The organism is Streptomyces sp. TRM64462 (assembly GCF_013362995.1).
Classification (GTDB): domain Bacteria; phylum Actinomycetota; class Actinomycetes; order Streptomycetales; family Streptomycetaceae; genus Streptomyces.
Genome location: NZ_JABWDV010000371.1, coordinates 1 through 15,928, shown reverse-complemented (window position 1 = coordinate 15,928; position 15,928 = coordinate 1). Strand labels below are relative to the sequence as shown.

11 protein-coding genes and 1 pseudogene are annotated in these 15,928 nt (G+C 74.2%); 8 read left to right on the top strand and 4 right to left on the bottom strand.

The window, feature by feature from the left end:
• Positions 1 to 3 precede the first annotated feature (3 nt).
• Together HTZ82_RS33110 and HTZ82_RS20740 are read left to right on the top strand one after the other, a co-directional pair.
• Positions 4 to 216, top strand: a pseudogene (locus HTZ82_RS33110) (Rieske 2Fe-2S domain-containing protein); the annotation flags it as partial.
• Between the two features lie 27 nt (positions 217 to 243).
• Positions 244 to 909, top strand: a complete 666-nt coding sequence (locus HTZ82_RS20740; RefSeq protein ID WP_254712004.1) for a hypothetical protein — start codon at positions 244 to 246, stop codon at positions 907 to 909.
• A gap of 79 nt (positions 910 to 988) precedes the next feature.
• Here the strand turns inward: HTZ82_RS20740 and HTZ82_RS20735 are convergent, their stop codons facing one another.
• From HTZ82_RS20735 to HTZ82_RS20720, 4 genes are all read right to left on the bottom strand, one after another.
• The gene (locus HTZ82_RS20735; RefSeq protein WP_175410940.1) at positions 989 to 2,254 is read right to left on the bottom strand and encodes a cytochrome P450; all 1,266 of its coding nucleotides are present in this window, start codon (positions 2,252 to 2,254) and stop codon (positions 989 to 991) included.
• Positions 2,255 to 2,270: 16 nt separating this feature from the next.
• Positions 2,271 to 3,731, bottom strand: a complete 1,461-nt coding sequence (locus HTZ82_RS20730; RefSeq protein WP_175410939.1) for an alpha/beta fold hydrolase — start codon at positions 3,729 to 3,731, stop codon at positions 2,271 to 2,273.
• Complete coding sequence (locus HTZ82_RS20725) at positions 3,728 to 5,194, bottom strand: alpha/beta fold hydrolase (RefSeq protein WP_175410938.1); 1,467 nt, start codon at positions 5,192 to 5,194, stop codon at positions 3,728 to 3,730. The genes HTZ82_RS20730 and HTZ82_RS20725 overlap by 4 nt, the downstream gene beginning before the upstream one ends.
• Before the next feature lie 70 nt (positions 5,195 to 5,264).
• A complete protein-coding gene (locus HTZ82_RS20720) occupies positions 5,265 to 6,368 on the bottom strand; it encodes a bifunctional 2-polyprenyl-6-hydroxyphenol methylase/3-demethylubiquinol 3-O-methyltransferase UbiG (protein ID WP_175410937.1) in 1,104 nt (367 codons plus the stop codon).
• A gap of 168 nt (positions 6,369 to 6,536) precedes the next feature.
• On the opposite strand from HTZ82_RS20720, the gene HTZ82_RS20715 reads away from it, so the two are divergent.
• The 6 genes from HTZ82_RS20715 to HTZ82_RS20690 all read left to right on the top strand — a co-directional run.
• The gene (locus HTZ82_RS20715) at positions 6,537 to 7,247 is read left to right on the top strand and encodes a helix-turn-helix domain-containing protein (protein ID WP_175410936.1); all 711 of its coding nucleotides are present in this window, start codon (positions 6,537 to 6,539) and stop codon (positions 7,245 to 7,247) included.
• A 99-nt stretch (positions 7,248 to 7,346) separates the two neighbouring features.
• A complete protein-coding gene (locus HTZ82_RS20710) occupies positions 7,347 to 8,210 on the top strand; it encodes an SDR family NAD(P)-dependent oxidoreductase (protein ID WP_175410935.1) in 864 nt (287 codons plus the stop codon).
• 259 nt (positions 8,211 to 8,469) lie between these two features.
• Positions 8,470 to 9,459, top strand: coding sequence for a DUF1702 family protein (locus tag HTZ82_RS20705; RefSeq protein WP_175410934.1), 990 nt, complete (start codon positions 8,470 to 8,472; stop codon positions 9,457 to 9,459).
• 127 nt (positions 9,460 to 9,586) lie between these two features.
• Entirely contained in the window at positions 9,587 to 11,524 is a 1,938-nt protein-coding gene (locus HTZ82_RS20700; RefSeq protein WP_175410933.1) for a CRTAC1 family protein, read from the top strand.
• A gap of 13 nt (positions 11,525 to 11,537) precedes the next feature.
• A complete protein-coding gene (locus HTZ82_RS20695) occupies positions 11,538 to 12,536 on the top strand; it encodes an enediyne biosynthesis protein UnbU (RefSeq protein WP_175410932.1) in 999 nt (332 codons plus the stop codon).
• Positions 12,533 to 15,928: beta-ketoacyl synthase N-terminal-like domain-containing protein (locus HTZ82_RS20690; protein ID WP_175410931.1), on the top strand; the 3,396-nt coding region annotated here is incomplete at its 3' end. The genes HTZ82_RS20695 and HTZ82_RS20690, both read left to right, overlap by 4 nt.

The window sequence follows — 15,928 nt, the reverse complement described above, 5'->3', positions numbered from 1 at the left end:
CCGGTGTGTCTGTCGGCGGATCTGAAGCCGGGGTCGGTGGTGGGTGCGGGTTTTCTGGGTGGTCGTGTGGTGGCGTTTCGTGGTGAGGGTGGTGGGCCGGCGCGGGTGGTGAGTGCGTACTGCGTGCATCTGGGGGCGGACTTGTCGGTGGGGGAGGTCGTGGGGGAGCAGTTGCGGTGCCGTTTCCATGGGTGGCGGTATGGCGGGGACGGGCGGTGTGCGGCGACGGGGATCGGTGATCCGGTGCCGTCGCGTGCGCGGTTGTTCCGGTTCCCGACGGTGGAGCGGTACGGGATCGTGTGGGCGTTCAACGGCGAGGAGCCGCTCTTCGACCTGCCCGACCTGCCCCACCCCGAGGACGAGCTCGTCGTCCGCCACACCGTCATGGACGAGGCGCCCGTCGAACCCTGGCTGGTGGCCGCACAGACCATGGACCTCCAGCACTTCTCGCTCCAGCACGAGTTCACCCTGGAGGACGACCCCAACGACGCGGTGACCAGCACCCCGTACTCCATGGGCTACCCGCTCCGCCTCCGCCTGCCCGACGCCACCCGGCTCGATCTGCGCGTGGACATCCACGGCACCAACATCTTCTGGCAGACCGGCACCCTCGACGGCCGCTGGTTCTGCTGGATCAGCGCACTCCGCGCCGTCCGCCCCGGCGCCTCCCGCCCCTTCTTCGTGCTCGGCGCCCGCCCGGCGCCCGGCGAGGACCAGGCGGCGACCGGCGCGTTCCTCGACCGGGCCACGCGGGTCATGATGGGCATGCTGGCCGACGACGCGCCCGTCCTGCTCACGATGCGCTTCCGGCCGGGGCTGCTCACCCGCAGCGACCGCGCCCTCGCCCGCTACCTCCAGTACGTCCGCCGCTACCCGCGCGCCCACCCCGCCCGCGACTTCCTCGGCTGACCGCCGGCGTACGAAGGGCGGGGCCCCGGCCGTTGTGGCCGGGGCCCCTCCCTTCGTACGAAGACGCCGACGCCGGTTCCTAACTCTCCGGCGAGAACCGCACCGGCAGCTCCTCCAGGCCACGCAGCACGCCCGTGGGACGCCAGCGCAGCGCCCCCGCCCCGGCGTCCGGGGCGATGTCCGGCAGCCTCCGCAGCAGCGTGCCCACCGCGATCCGGCCCTCCATGCGCGACACCGGGGCGCCGATGCAGAAGTGGATGCCGTGCCCGAACCCGAGGTGCGAGCGGTCGCCGCGCGTGATGTCCAGCCGGTCCGGGTCCGGATAGCGCTCCGGGTCCCGGTGCGCCGACGCCACGCCCACCGTCACGATGGCCCCCTTCGGGATCACCGTCCCGCCGATCTCCACGTCCTCCGTCGCGACCCGCAGCATGGCCCGCTCCACCGGACCGTCGTAGCGCAGGAACTCCTCGACGGCCTGCGGCAGCAGCTCAGGACGCGCGCGCAGCAGCGCCAGCTGGTCCGGGTTGCGGAGCAGCGCCAGCATGCCGTTGCCGATCAGGTTGACCGTCGTTTCGTGGCCGGCCACCAGCAGCAGGCCCGCCGTCGAGATCAGCTCCTGCTCGGTCAGCCTGCCGTCCTCCGTCTGCGCCACGATCAGCGCGCTCAGCAGGTCCGGCTGCGCGTCCTCGTCACCGGTCGCCGAACGGGACGCCCGGCGCTTCTCCGCCACCAGGTCCGTGAAGTAGCCGCGCAGCAGCCGGTTCGCCTCGTGCGGCGGCATCGGTGCGTCGTCCTCGTATGTCGGAGTCAGCGCGGCCGTGCTCCACACCCGGAAGCGCGCACGGTCCGCGACCGGCACGCCGAGCAGCTCGCAGATCACCGTGATCGGCAGCGGAAACGCCAGCTCCGTGATCAGATCGGCCGTTCCGCGCCCCGCGAACGCGTCGATCAGCCCGTCCGTGATCTGCTGCACCCGCGGCCCCATCGACTCGACGCGGCGCGGCGTGAACGCCTTCGCGACCAGCCTCCGCAGCCGCGTGTGGTCGGGCGGGTCGCTGTTGAGCATGTGCGGCTCGGAGCCCTCGTCGCCCTCCGCGTACAGACCCGACCGGCGCAGCGCCTCCCACGCGTGCTTCGGGTCGCGCGACAGCCTGCCGTCGGCGAGCGCCGCCCGGGCGTCCTCGTACCGTGTGATCAGCCAGTGCTCGATGCCGTTCGGGTCGCGGATCAGATGGACCGGGGCCTTCGCCCGCATCCGCGCGTACACGGGATACGGGTCGATCCGGGCCTCGTTCGCGTACAGGTCGTGGTGGGGCGACGGGGCCCCGGACAGCGGATCGGCCATGACACGTACCCCCTGGCTAGACCGTCGGAACCGTCGGAACCATCGGATCGGGATTCGGGCAGGTGACGTCGGTCGCGGGCAGCTCGCCGTCGATGAGGTACGCGGTGACCAGCTCGTCCGCGGCCGGGTTGCCGTAGAACGGGAACACCCGGTGGTGCGCCGTGTCCACCACGGTGAGCAGCCGGGCCGTGTCGCCCAGGACCTCCCGCATGCGGCGGGCGGCGGCCAGCGGCGTCGACATGTCGTCGGCGCCCTGCACGAGCAGGACGCTGTCGGCCGGGTTGTCCGGGCCCAGCCGGGTCACCGGCTCGCTGGGCGGAACCGGCCAGAACGCGGTCGCCTTGATGCCCGCCATCGCCGCGCCCGTGAACGGATGCGCGCGGGCCGCACGCTCCATGTCCCGCTCGTACAGGTCGACGTTGCGGGGCCACGCCCAGTCGCCGGCCAGGATGGCGAGCTGCGCGACCGTGCCGCTCTCCTCCTTCGGCTGCCCGAACATCTGGCCGAGGAAGCCCATCGTGGCCGGTTCCAACCGCCCGCCGTGCACCGCCGAGCGCACGATGTCGCCCAGGAACGGGTAGTTGCGGTCGCTGTTGAGCATGCCCACCACGATCAGCCGGGCCAGCGTACGGTCCAGCGGGAACCCCGCGACCGTCACCTCGCGGTCCGCGTCGACCCGGGCCAGCACCCCGTCGTACGCGGCGCGCACCGCCCGGTCCGTGGTGCCGAGCCCCAGTTCGGCGTCGCGCGCGGCCGCCCAGCGGGCCCACCGCGTCAGCGCACGCTCGCCGTTGGGCGGGAAATCCGTGAACAGGCCCCGCCACACCCAGTCCGGGCTGCAGACGCTGTCCAGCACCACCCGGTCGGCGTGCACCCCGAACATCTGCGTCCACACGGCGCCCAGATACGTACCGTACGAATAGCCGAGGTACGAGATCCGGTCCTCGCCCAGGGCGCCCCGGATCACCTCCATGTCCCGGGCGATGTTCCGCGAGTTGGCGTGCGGGAGCAGGTCGAGGGCGTGCTCGGCGACCTTCGCCGCCACGTTCGCCTGGAACCGCACCTCGTGGTCGAAGTCGCGCGGCTGGTGGAAGACCCAGAACCGCTCCTCCGGTTCCAGGCCGCACACGATCGGGCTGCTGCGGCCCATGAACCGGTGGTCGAACGCCACCACGTCGTACTGCGCCAGCACCTCCTTCGGCAACTGTCCCACGAGCTGCGCGCCCAGCAGCGTGCCCCGGTTGCCCAGGTCGTCCCCGGGGCCGACCAGCAGCACACCGCGCCGCCGCTCCGGGGCGGTCGCCCGGTGACGGACCAGGCCCAGCGTGAGCGTGCGGCCCGCGGGCGCGCGGTAGTCGAGCGGGACGGTCAGCTCGGCGGCCTCCAGACCGCGCAGCGCCTCCTCGTCGTCCGCGGGGCGCCAGACCGGCGACTGCGCCTGGAAGGCGCTGACGGCGTCCGTCAGAAGCTCGTTCACGAAGCGCTCCCTTCCGGGCCCCGACCCGGACCCGTGGCCGGTTCGGCCGCCGCCGCGCGCAGCGTGACGTCCGCGTCCGGCAGCTTTCCGGTCAGCAGATACGCGGCGGCCGCCCCGTTCACGCCCGGGTCGCCGTGGAACGGGAACACCCGGTGCTGCTCCGCGCCCGCCAGCGTGACCAGGCGCGTGTTGTGCGCCAGCAGCTCACGCATCCGCCGCGCACCCCGCGCCGGCGTGAACATGTCCCGCTCGGACTGGACCAGCAGGATGCTCTCCGCCCGGTTGTCCGCACCGAGCACGGTCACCGGCTCCGCCGGCGGAACCGGCCAGAACGCCCCCGCCTTGGGACCGGCCATCGCGGGCCCGATGAACGGATACCGCGCACCGTGCCCGGCCAGGTCCCGCCGGTACACCTCCAGGTCGCGCGGCCACGCCGCGTCCCCGCACAGCACGCCGAGCTGCGCCACCGCGCCGCTCTCCTCCTTGCCGCGCCCGAACATCGCGCCCAGCGCCCCCAGCGTCGACGGCGCCGCCTCGGCCCCGTGGACGGCGGCCCGCACGATGTCGCCGAGGAAGCCCCAGGCACGGTCGCTGCTCAGCAGCACCATCGTGAACAGCCGCAGCATCGTCCCGTCCACCGGCATCCCCGCCACCGGCACCGGCTCCCGGTCGGCCCGCCCGGCCAGCGCGTCCAGCGCCGCCCGTACAGTCGGCGCGTCACGGCCCAGGTCCAGCTCGCCGTTCCGCCCCGCCGCCCAGTGCGCCCAGCGCTCCAGGGCGGCCTCGCAGCTCACGGCGTAGTCGAGGAACATCCGCCGCCACACCGACAGCGGGTCGATGACGCTGTCGAGTACGACCCGGTCGGCGTGCTCGCCGAACATCTGCGTCCACACCGCGCCCAGATAGGAGCCGTAGGAATGCCCCAGGTACGAGAGGCGGTCCTCGCCCAGGGCGCGCCGGATCACGTCCATGTCCCGCGCGATGTTCCGGGACGTGAGATACGGCAGGACGTCACCGGCCGCGTCGAAGCAGCGCTCCACGACGGCCCGCTGGAACCGCGCCTCGGACTCCACGTCCCGCGGCCGGTGGAAGATCCACAGCCACTGGTCGGGCGTCAGGCCGCAGGACAGGGGCGCGCTGCCGCCGCTGAACCGGTGGTCGAAGCCGACGACGTCGTACGCGTCCAGCACCTCCGCCGGCAGGTCCCCCACCAGCCGCGGCACCAGCAGCGTGCCCGGGTTGCCCGGGTCGTCGGGGCCGACCAGCAGGACGCCGCGCCGCCGGCCGGGGGAGCGGGCGGGGTGCCGGGCGAGTGCCAGGTCCAGCGTGGGCCCGTCGGGCCGGGCGTGGTCCACCGGAACGGTGACGGTGCCGCACTCCAGACCGGCCAGGGGCGTGCCGTCACCGGCCGGGCGCCACGAGGGGCGCGGCGCGGAGAACCGTACGGATCGATGTTCCGCCACTACTTCCCCATCTCCTCAGCTCGCGGTGTGTCGGTGTGTCGGTGTGTCGCTGTGTCGCTGTGTCGGTGTGTCAGGGACGGATCTCGTACAGGGCGTTGAGGGGCGTGGGGCTCGGCAACTGCTTCACGGACCGCAGCCCGGCCTCGGCGCACAGCGCCCGCACCCTTTCCGGCGGCAGGCCCATCAGGCCGAGCGCCGCGCCGCCGGCCGCGCGTGACGCGGGCACGCTGTACAGCACGCTCGCCCCGTACAGCATCGCGGCGGCCGGCCCGCTGTTGTCGGCGGGACGGTCGGCGCCGTTGCTCTCCAGCAGCAGGAACACCCCGTCGGGCGCCAGCGCGCCGCGCACCGCGCGCAGCGCCGCCGCCGGGTCGGGCGCGTCGTGCAGCACGTCGAAGCACATCACCAGCGCGTGGTCCCCGGTCGCGGGCAGCAGCCGCTCCGCGTCGCCCTCGACGATCTCGACGCGGTCCGCCACCCCGGCTTCCGCCGCCTCCCGCCGTGCGCGTTCCACGTTGAGGCGCAGCCGGTCGTAGCCCGTGCAGCGGCAGCCGGGGAACGCCTGCGCGAGCAGCACCAGGGCGCGGCCGCCGCCGCTCCCGACGTGCGCGACGGGCGCCCCCGACTCCAGCCGCTTCGCCAGGCCGTCGATCGCGGGGACCCACTGCGGGAGCAGCAGCGTGTTCAGCCAGCTGGAGCTCATCTGCCACATCGTCCTGTAGAGCGCGGCGGGATACCGCTCCTGCGGTACGCCGTGACCGCCGCGGAACGCCTCGGCCAGCGCGTCGGTCATCGTCGCCAGGGCCGGTACGAGCCGTGCGGCGCCGCCCATGAAGAACGGCGACTCCTCGAACGCCAGCACGGCGGCGTGCTCGGCGGGCAGCGAAAACCGGTCGGCGGCACCCGGGTCGGCCGGGTCGGCCGGGTCGACCGTCACGTAGCCCGCGCTCGACAGGCACAGCAGCCACTCCCGTACGTACCGCTCGTCGAGCCCGGTGCGGGACGCCAGGTCCGCGCTGCCGGCGGGGCCCTGCCCGGCCAGCGCGCGGAACAGGCCGAGCTCGTCGCCGAGCGCGCACATGATGCTGACCATGCCGCCGCCCATGTCGGCGAGGAACCGGCCGGCGAACGCCTGCGTCGCGGCCATGTCCAGCCCACCCGTCTGAGCCTCCATCGCAGCGCCTCCCAAAGGGGGTCGGGGACCGTGAGGCGGCTCGACTCTAGGTGGCCTGCCGGAAAGGGGCCTTCTCTCAGGTTGCTGACGCCCCCGGGACCTTGGAGCACGTTGGCCGATATTGCTACTATGAGTGGTAGTGATCGGTGAGAATACTGGGGACGCGTCATGACGAGTAAGCGGAACTACGGCCAGTTCTGCGGACTCGCCGCCGGGCTGAACGTGATCGGTGAGCGCTGGGCGCTGCTGGTCGTACGGGAACTGCTCATCGGCCCGGCGCGGTTCAACGAGCTGCTGGCCAACCTGCCCGGCCTCGGCCCGAACCTGCTCTCGGACCGCTTGCGCGCACTCACCGACCACGGCGTGGTCGAGGCGGCCCCGGTCCCCGGCGACGGGCGCGGCCGGCAGTACCGACTCACGCCCCGAGGGGAGCAACTCAGGGAACCACTGCTGTCACTCGCCCGCTGGGGCATGCCCTTCCTCACCGAGGAGGACGCGACGTCCGGCAGCGCCCGCGCCGCCTGGGGCTTCCTGGCCGTGCAGGCGATGATCCACGGCCGGCCCGTGCCCGGCGTCGACGAGTACTACGAGTTCCGCGTCGCCGACGAGGTCTTCCACATCGAGGTACGCGACGGCGCCGCCGCCACCCGGCGGGGACCCGCCGCGGCCGTGCCCGCGCTGGTGGTCACGACGGACGCCGAGACGTTCGTGCGTATCGGAGCCGAGATGCGCACGCCGTTCGAGGCACTGCTCTCCGGGCGGTTGAGGATCGACGGCCACCACGACGCCGTCCAGCGCTGCATGGAGTTCATGGGACTGCTCGACGCCCCCAGGCGCCCGGCCCCGCCCACGGTGCCGGCCAGGGCCGGAAGCGCCTGACCGACCGTCACTTCTGTCGGAGCCCCTCCGAGGCGGTGGACCGCGCGCCCTGCGCCGGCGCCGTCCGCCCCACCGCATCGGAGAAGGGATTCCGCCACGATGACCGAACCCGCCACGCCCGCCACGCCTGGCACGCCCGCGACACCCGGCACGTCCGCCACGCCTGACGCCCCCGCCGCGCCGGCCACGCCCGCCGCCCACGGGCGTGAACTGGCCGGCACCGCCGCCCTGGTGACCGGCGCCTCCAGCGGCATCGGCGAGGCCGTCGCCCTCGCACTCGCCGAGCGCGGAGCCCATGTCACCCTCGTCGCCCGCCGCGCCGACCGCCTCCAGCAGGTCGCGGAGAAGATCACCGGCAACGGCGGACAGGCCCACGCCGTCCAGGCCGACCTCGGCGACGAACCCGGCGCCCACACCGCCGTTCAGGCCGCCGTCAGAGCCGCGGGCCGGCTCGACATCGTGGTCAACAACGCCGGCGTCCTGCTGCTCGGCCCGGTCGAGGACGCCCCCACCGACGAGTGGCGGCGCATGATCCAGCTCGACCTCATGGGCGTCGCCCTCGTCACCCGCGCCGCCCTCCCGCACCTGCTGGACGCCGCCCGCAGCGCACCCCGGCACGTGGCCGACGTCGTCAACGTCAGCTCCGTCGGCGGCCGGATCGCGACGCCCGATACCGCCATGTACAACGCCGCCAAGGCCGGAGTGAACGCCTTCAGCGAGTCGCTCCGCCAGGAGGTGACCCGGCGCTACGTACGGATCTCGGTCATCGCACCCGGCTTCGTCGCGACCGAACTGCCCCTCCAGTCGCGGCCCGAAGTGCTCGCCGCCCTCGCCGGCGGCTTCGACCCCGGACCGCCCCTGGCCCCGGCCGATGTCGCCGACGCCCTCACCTACACCGTCACCCGGCCCCGGCACATCGCGCTCAACGAGATCCTTCTGCGCCCCACGGAACAAGTGGCCTGACTTCTGCGCCCCGCCCCGGCCCTCCGCCGGGACGGGGCCTTCCGCCGTTGACACTCACTTCGGTAACTGATAGCAATATGCGCATTGTGCTTGACGTCGGCAAAGGCAACTACCGGACACGTAAGGACCGGCAGCCCGCACCGGCATTCGGTACAGCACAATGGTGAATTGCACATGCGGGACATCACCCAAAACCACCGGGTGGGCACACGCCGCGCTTTACCGACGGCGTACCGCCCCGGAAATCGGAGGGCGCCCCATGTCCGTACGGCCGTCAGCGCCGCCGAGTTCACGCTCCGCCACCACCCGTCGGCCCCCCGCCGCGTTCCGCTGGGGCCACCGCCTGCAACTCGGAGCCGGGCTCGCCGACTTCGCCGCTCGCGGATTCCACTGCGCGCGGCCCGCGAGCCGCGAGACCCTGGAGCGCCACGCACGTGCCTTCCTGGACGGCTTCAACACCGCCGTCCGCTCCGCCCCTTCGACCACCCACGAAGAGCTGGGCCGCGTCCACGCCACCGAACGCGGCTTCGCGTACGAGGGCGCCGGCATGGCGTACGCCCTGCTCGACACCGCCCTGCTCGGCCGCGGCCGCCGCACCACGGCGCTGCTGGAAGGCCCCGGCCGCGCCTACCCGCACCTCGTCCATGTCGGCGTCGGCTGGGCCCTGGCCCGGCTGCGCCACCCCGGGGCCCGGGGCCTCCTCGGCCTCGACCCGCTGCACCAGTGGCTCACCCTCGACGGACACGGCTTCTCGCACGGCTTCTTCGGAGGCCGCGCCGCCGTCGCCCGCTACGCGCGCGGTGCCACGCCCGGCCGCGCCGCCGCCGTCCGCCACCAGGGCCTCGGCCGCAGCCTGTGGTTCCTGGAGGCCGCCGACCCCGACCGCATCGCCCGCACCGTCGGCGCGTTCCCCGAGGACCGGCGCGGCCACCTGTGGAGCGGCGTCGGCCTGGCCGCCTGCTACGCGGGCGGCGCCGACGACGAGGAGCTCGACCGGCTGCGCGCCCACGCCGGACCGTACGGCCCGGACCTCGCCCAGGGCGCCGCGTTCGCCGCCGAGGCCCGCCGCCACGCCGGCCACGTACCCGAGCACACCCGGCGCGCCGTACCCCGGCTGACCGGCGCGGACGTGGACACCGCCGCCGACTGGACCGTCGCGGCGCACGGCGAACTCCTCGGCGACGGCAGCCTCGACGACTACCTGCTCTGGAGAGCACTGATCGCCCGCCGGGCACTCGCAGCCGGCTGAACCGCCTTTCACACGTGGCACGTACCACGGATTCCGTCCTGCACGGAATCCGTCATTCCCCGTTCCTCTTTGCGTTTTTCCGTTCCGAAATCCGCACCACAAACCGGCGTCGAATTCCGGAGGGAACATGCTCCGTCGTCCCTGGCGTGCCCTTGCCGCCCCCGTCGTGGCGGTCGTGGTCGCCTCCTGCCTCGGAATCGCCGCCCGCCAGCCAGGAACGCCGGCGGCGGAGCGAGCAGAACTCGCGAGCAGGTTCCAATTCTCCCGCACCGCACTCAACGAAGAACCACCGGACGCCCGGGACGTACGCCGGGTCCAGCCCGCACTGGAGCGGATATCCGGCTGGATATCGGCCGTCGGAGCCAGCGCCGCCGTCGGCGACATCGCCGGCACAGGGCGCGACGGCGACGTCTGCCTCGTCGACCCGCGCGACGACTCCGTCACCGTACGGCCCCTGCCCGGATCCGGCGGCGGCTACGAGCCGTTCACGCTCACGCCCGCCGGCACCGGACTGCCCTGGGACCCGTCCACCATGGCCCCGATGGGCTGTGTCACCGGCGACTTCGCGCAGCACGGCCGTACCGGCGTCCTCGTCTTCTACTGGGGCCGCTCCCCGGTCCTCTTCCTGCGCCGCGACGGCGCCACCACGCCCACCGCCGAGGCGTTCCACGCCACCGAACTCGTCTCACCCATGCAGGTGTGGAACACCACCACCGTCAACCACACCGACATCGACGGCGACGGACGCCCCGACATCCTCGTCGGCAACTACTTCCCCGACGGCGCCAGAGTCCTCGACCCCAAGGCCGCGGACGACCCGCGCATGGCCATGCAGGACGGCATGTCCAACGCCCGCAACGCCGGCACCGCCCACGTCCTGCGCTGGACCTCCGGCACCGCCGGGCCACGGCCCACCGCAGCCTTCGAGGACGTCCCCGACGCCCTCCCGGCCGACGCCCGGCACGGCTGGGCACTCGCCCTCGGCGCCCAGGACCTCACCGGCGACGGTCGCGCCGAGCTGTACTTCGCCAACGACTTCGGCGCCGACCGCCTCCTCGTCAACCGCTCCGAGCCCGGCCGGGTCCGCCTCACCCTCGCCGAGGGCCGCCGCGACGTCATGACACCCAAGTCGAAGGTGCTCGGCCGGGACTCCTTCAAGGGCATGGGCGTCGCCTTCGCCGACCTCACCGGCACCGGCGAACCCGACATCCTCGTCAGCAACATCACGCTCCCGTACGCCCTGCACGAGAGCAACTTCGTCTTCACCAAGGACGGCCCCTCCTCCGACCTGCTCAAGGGCACCGCCCCGTACCGCGACCGCAGCGAGGATCTCGGCCTGTCCCGCTCGGGCTGGTCCTGGGACGTCAAGACCGGAGACTTCGACAACAACGGCTCACCCGAGATCCTCCAGGCCGTCGGCTTCGTCAAGGGCCACACCAACCGCTGGCCGGAGCTCCAGGAACTCGCCATGGCCAACGACAGCGCCCTGCACTCGCCGCACGCCTGGCCCGACATCGTGCCCGGCGACGACCTGTCCGGCGCCGCCGACAACCGCTTCTGGGTACGGAACGCCGACGGCCGCTACACCGACCTCGCCGGCGAGACCGGACTGCGCCAGTCCGTGCCGAGCCGGTCCTTCGCCCTCACCGACGCGGACGGCGACGGACGCCTCGACATCGTCGTCGCCAACCAGTGGGGCGACTCCTCCTACCACCGCAACCTCAGCCCGGCCGCACCGCACCTGACGCTGCGCCTGCGCGTCCCCGCCGCCACCGGCGACGGTACGGCGACGACCCCCGCGATCGGCGCCCGCGTCACCCTCCGCACCGCCGACGGCAGGGTGACCGCCCAGCAGCTCCAGCCGGCCAACGGCCACACCGGCGTCAACACCACCGACCTGCAGTTCGGCCTCGGCACGGCCGGCGCCACCGCGCCGGTCACCGCCGAGATCAGCTGGCGCGACGCCGACGGACAGCACCGGATCACCCGGACGTTCCAGCCCGGCCGGCACACCGTCGTCCTCACCGATCCCGCCCGGACCGCGACCACCGGCCCGCAGAGCTGAGGGGTGCCCACCCGTGACCACCACCGTCCCCGCCTCCACGGCGGCCGCCGAGCCCGCCCCGCCCGCGACGGCCGAGCCGGGGCTCAGCCCCGCACAGCGCCGCAGCAAGGCCCTGCGCCGCTTCGCGCTCTCCATCACGGTCCTCAACATCGTCGGCCTCGCCTGGCTCGGCTTCGAACAGGCCTTCATCACGCCGTTCGTCGCCGTAGGCGTCGCCTACGCCGTCGAACTCGCCCTGGAGACCGCCGACGCCGCCGCGCACGGCCGCAGACCCCGCTACCTCGGCAGCTTCGGCGAAGTCCTCGACTTCATGCTGCCCGCCCACATCACCGGCCTCGCCTGCTCCATGCTGCTCTACGCCAACGACCGCCTCTGGCCCGTGGCGTTCGCCGCCGCCGTCGGCATCGGCTCCAAGTACGTCGTACGCGCCCGGGTCCGCGGCAAGTCGCAGCACGTGCTCAACCCGTCCAACACCGGCATCGTCGCCGCGCTGCTGCTGTTCCCCTGGGTGGGCATCGCACCGCCGTACCAGTTCACCGAATACCCGCCCGGCGCCCTCCGGTGGATCATCCCGCTGATCGTGCTCGTCGCCGGGACGATGCTCAACGCCAAGCTGACGAAGAAGATGCCCCTCCTGTACGGCTGGATCGCCGGCTTCGTCCTCCAGGCCCTGATCCGGTCCGCCGTCACCGACGTCTGGCTCGTCGGCGCGCTCCTCCCGATGACCGGTGTCGCGTTCATCCTCTACACGAACTACATGATCAGCGACCCCGGTACGACCCCGTTCGCGCCCCGCCGCCAGTTCGCGTTCGGCCTGGGCATCGCCGCCGCGTACGGCGTCCTGATGGTGATGCACGTCAGCTTCGGGTTCTTCTTCGCGCTCGGCATCGTCTGCCTCCTGCGCTGGGTGGCCCTGGTGAGCCTGCCCGTGACACGGCCCCTCCTGGACCGCGTCAGGAACCGGACGGCCGCGCCCGCCGCTCGTACCGCCGCGCCCGGGGAGGCGTCGTGACGTGCCGGATCGCCGTCGTCGGCATGGCGTGCCGGTACCCCGACGCCGACGACCCCCACCAGCTGTGGCAGACCGTACTCGCCGGGCGCCGCGCCTTCCGCCGCATCCCGCCCGAACGGCTCCGCGTCGCCGACTACCAGGACACGCCCGGCGGCCCCGACGCCCCCGACGGCATCCACGCCCGGCAGGCCGCCGTCCTGGAGAACTGGACCTTCGACCGCTCCGCGTACCGCGTGCCAGGACCCGCCTACCGCGCCACCGACCTCACCCACTGGCTCGCCCTGGACGTCGCGGCCGCCGCCCTGCGCGACGCCGGACTCCCCGACGGCGAGGGCCTCGACCGCGACCGCGCGGGCGTCGTCATCGGCAACTCGCTCACCGGCGAGTTCTCCCGCGCCGGACTCGTACGGCTCCGCTGGCCGTACGTACGCCGCACCCTGGACCAGGTCCTGCGCGACCGCGGCACGGACCCCGCCGAACGCCGGGACCTCCTCCGGGAACTGGAGGCCGCCTACAAGGCGCCCTTTCCCGCCCCCGGAGACGAGACCCTCGCCGGCGGGCTCGCCAACACCATCAGCGGCCGCGTCTGCAACCACTTCGACTTCCACGGCGCCGGATACACCGTCGACGGCGCCTGCGCCTCCTCGCTCATATCCGTCGCCACCGCGTGCACCGCGCTCGCCCAGGGCGACCTGGACTTCGCGCTCGCCGGCGGCGTCGACCTCAGCCTCGACCCGTTCGAACTGGTCGGCTTCTCACGCCTCGGCGCACTCGCGCGCGGCCCCATGCGCGTGTACGACCGCAACCCGACCGGGTTCCTGCCCGGCGAGGGCTGCGGCATGGTCGCCCTCGCCCGCGAGGGCGACGCCGAGCGCATGGGGCTGCGCGTCCACGCCAGGATCGAGGGCTGGGGCCTGTCGTCCGACGGCCACGGCGGCCTCACCCGCCCGGAGCGCACCGGGCAGGCACTCGCCCTGCGCCGCGCCTACGCCCGGGCGGGATTCGGCCCGGAGCGCACCGGCCTGATCGAGGGCCACGGTACGGGAACGGCCGTCGGCGACCAGGTCGAACTGGCCGTGCTCGACGCCGAGTTGAGGGCGGCGGGCGCCGCCGGCACACGGCCGGCCGCGCTCGGCAGCATCAAGGCGAACATCGGCCACACCAAAGCGGCCGCCGGAGTCGCCGGGCTGATCAAGGCCGTGCTCGCCGTCCGGGACGGTGTGCTCCCGCCCACCACCGGCTGCCCCGACCCGCACCCGCTGCTCGGCGCGGACGACGCCGCCCTGCGCACCCTCACCGCACCGGAGGAATGGCCGGACCGTGAGCGCCACGCCTCCGTCAACTCCCTCGGCTTCGGCGGCATCAACGCCCACGTCGTCGTCGGTGCGGGACCGGCGGCCCGCCCGTCGGCGCTCACGGCCGTCGACCGCCGCAGGTACGCCCCCGCACCGGGCTGGGAGGTGTTCCCCGTCAGCGGCGACGACGCCCACGGCCTCGCGGCCCGCCTCGAAACGCTCGCCGCGACCGCGGAGACCCTGTCCGGCGCCGAGTTCGTGGACGCCGCGGCCGAACTCGTACGCCGCGCCGACCCTGCCCGCCCCTGGCGGACCGCCGTCGTCGCCGGCGGTCCGGCCCAGCTGGCCGAACGCCTCCGGCACGCGGCGGGCCGGCTCCGCGACGACGCCGCCGGTGCCCGGGCGTTCACCGCCGACGCACGCCACGGCACGTTCACCGGCTCGGGCCCCCGGGCCCGCCTCGGCCTGCTGTTCCCGGGCCAGGGCACGGGCGCCCGCACGGCCGCCGGGACGCTGAGCCGCCTGGTCCCGGCGGACGACCTGTTCGCCGCCGTACCGGAGGCGAAGGCCCCGGAAGGCCGGGAGGCCCCGCAGGGCCCGGACGCACCTGGGGATTCCGAACCGGCCGACACGGCCGTCGTCCAGCCCGCCGTCGTCGCCGCCTCCCTGGCCGGGCTGCGCTACCTGGACGAGCTCGGCGTACGGGCCGACGCCGCGCTCGGCCACAGCCTCGGTGAGCTGACCGCTCTGTGCTGGGCCGGCGCCCTGACCCCGGCCGACGCCGTCCGGCTCGCCGCCGCGCGCGGCGCCCTGATGGCCCGGCACGCCGAACGCGGCGGCGGCATGCTCGCCGTCGCGGCGCCGCCCGAGGCCGCCGAAGCCCTGCTGCACGGCACCGACGCGGTCGTGGCCGCCGTCAACGGACCCCGCCATGTGACGGTCGCCGGGCCCCTGCCCGTACTCGGCCTGATCCGGGAGCGGGCCGCCCGCCAGGGCACGCCCGCGCTGCCGCTGCCCGTCTCGCACGCCTTCCACTCGGCCGCGATGCGCCCCGCCCTGGCCGCGCTCGCACGCTGCTTCGCGGACGCCCCGCTGGCCCCGCTCACCCGTACGGCGGTGTCCTCCGTCACCGGGACGGTCATCGCGCCCGGCACCGACCTGGCGGCCCTCCTGACCGAACAGGTCCTCAAGCCCGTGGCGTTCGCCCCCGGCGTGCGGGAACTCGCCCGCCACGCCGACCTGCTGCTGGAGGTCGGCCCCGGCCGCGCCCTCACGACGCTCGCCGCCCCCGGCACGGACCTGCCGGTCCTGTCGCTCGACACGACCGGGGAACCGGAGGCCCTCGCCACCGCGACGGCCGCCCTGTACGCGGCGTGCGGTGCCGACCCGTCCCCCTGGACCCGCCACCGCTTCTCCCGCCCCATCGACCTGACACGCCCCCGCCGCTTCCTCACCAACCCCTGCGAACTCGCCCCGCTCCCGGACACCGATCCCGGCACCGCCCGCCCCGGCGTCGCGCCCGCACCGGTCCACGGGACCGAGAGCCGTCACCCCTCGGCCGCCGACGAGGCCACGCACCCGGGTACCCCCGCGACCACGGCCGCACCGAGGCCGACGCCGGTCGGCACCCCTGCCCCGGGCGCCGACGCCGCGCCGTACGTCGCGAACGGCACCGGGTTCGCGGCCGCCGCCGGACGGGCGCCGCACCCGGGCGCTCCCGGCACCGCGGCCGTGCGCGGGGGCGGGTCCGACGACGCTCCGCCCTCGGGTACGGACCCGTCGGCGCCGTACTCGGGCACCCCCGCACCCGGGCCCACGGCGGACGGTGCCCCGGGACCCGCTGTCGGCGCCGCACCGCGCGGCGAGGCGGCATCCGACGACGACCCGCTGGACGCCGTACGGGCCCTGGTCGCGGACGCCCTGGAGCTCGGGGCCGAGTCCGTCCGTGCCGACGATCTGCTCCTCGCCGATCTGCACATCAACTCGCTGCGCGTCGCGCAGATCGCCGCCGACGCCGCCGCCCGCCTCGGACGGGCCGCGCCCGCCACCACCGCGCCGCTCGCCGGCGCGACCGTCGGCGGCCTCGCCGCGTACGTG

What these genes read in the sequence shown, in the direction of transcription:
- HTZ82_RS20735 (WP_175410940.1), bottom strand. Translation starts at nt 2,254, where the DNA reads ATGGCCGATCCGCTGTCCGGGGCCCCGTCGCCCCACCACGACCTGTAC.
- HTZ82_RS20700 (WP_175410933.1), top strand. Translation starts at nt 9,587, where the DNA reads ATGCTCCGTCGTCCCTGGCGTGCCCTTGCCGCCCCCGTCGTGGCGGTC.
- HTZ82_RS20710 (WP_175410935.1), top strand. Translation starts at nt 7,347, where the DNA reads ATGACCGAACCCGCCACGCCCGCCACGCCTGGCACGCCCGCGACACCC.
- HTZ82_RS20715 (WP_175410936.1), top strand. Translation starts at nt 6,537, where the DNA reads ATGACGAGTAAGCGGAACTACGGCCAGTTCTGCGGACTCGCCGCCGGG.
- HTZ82_RS20720 (WP_175410937.1), bottom strand. Translation starts at nt 6,368, where the DNA reads ATGGAGGCTCAGACGGGTGGGCTGGACATGGCCGCGACGCAGGCGTTC.
- HTZ82_RS20705 (WP_175410934.1), top strand. Translation starts at nt 8,470, where the DNA reads ATGTCCGTACGGCCGTCAGCGCCGCCGAGTTCACGCTCCGCCACCACC.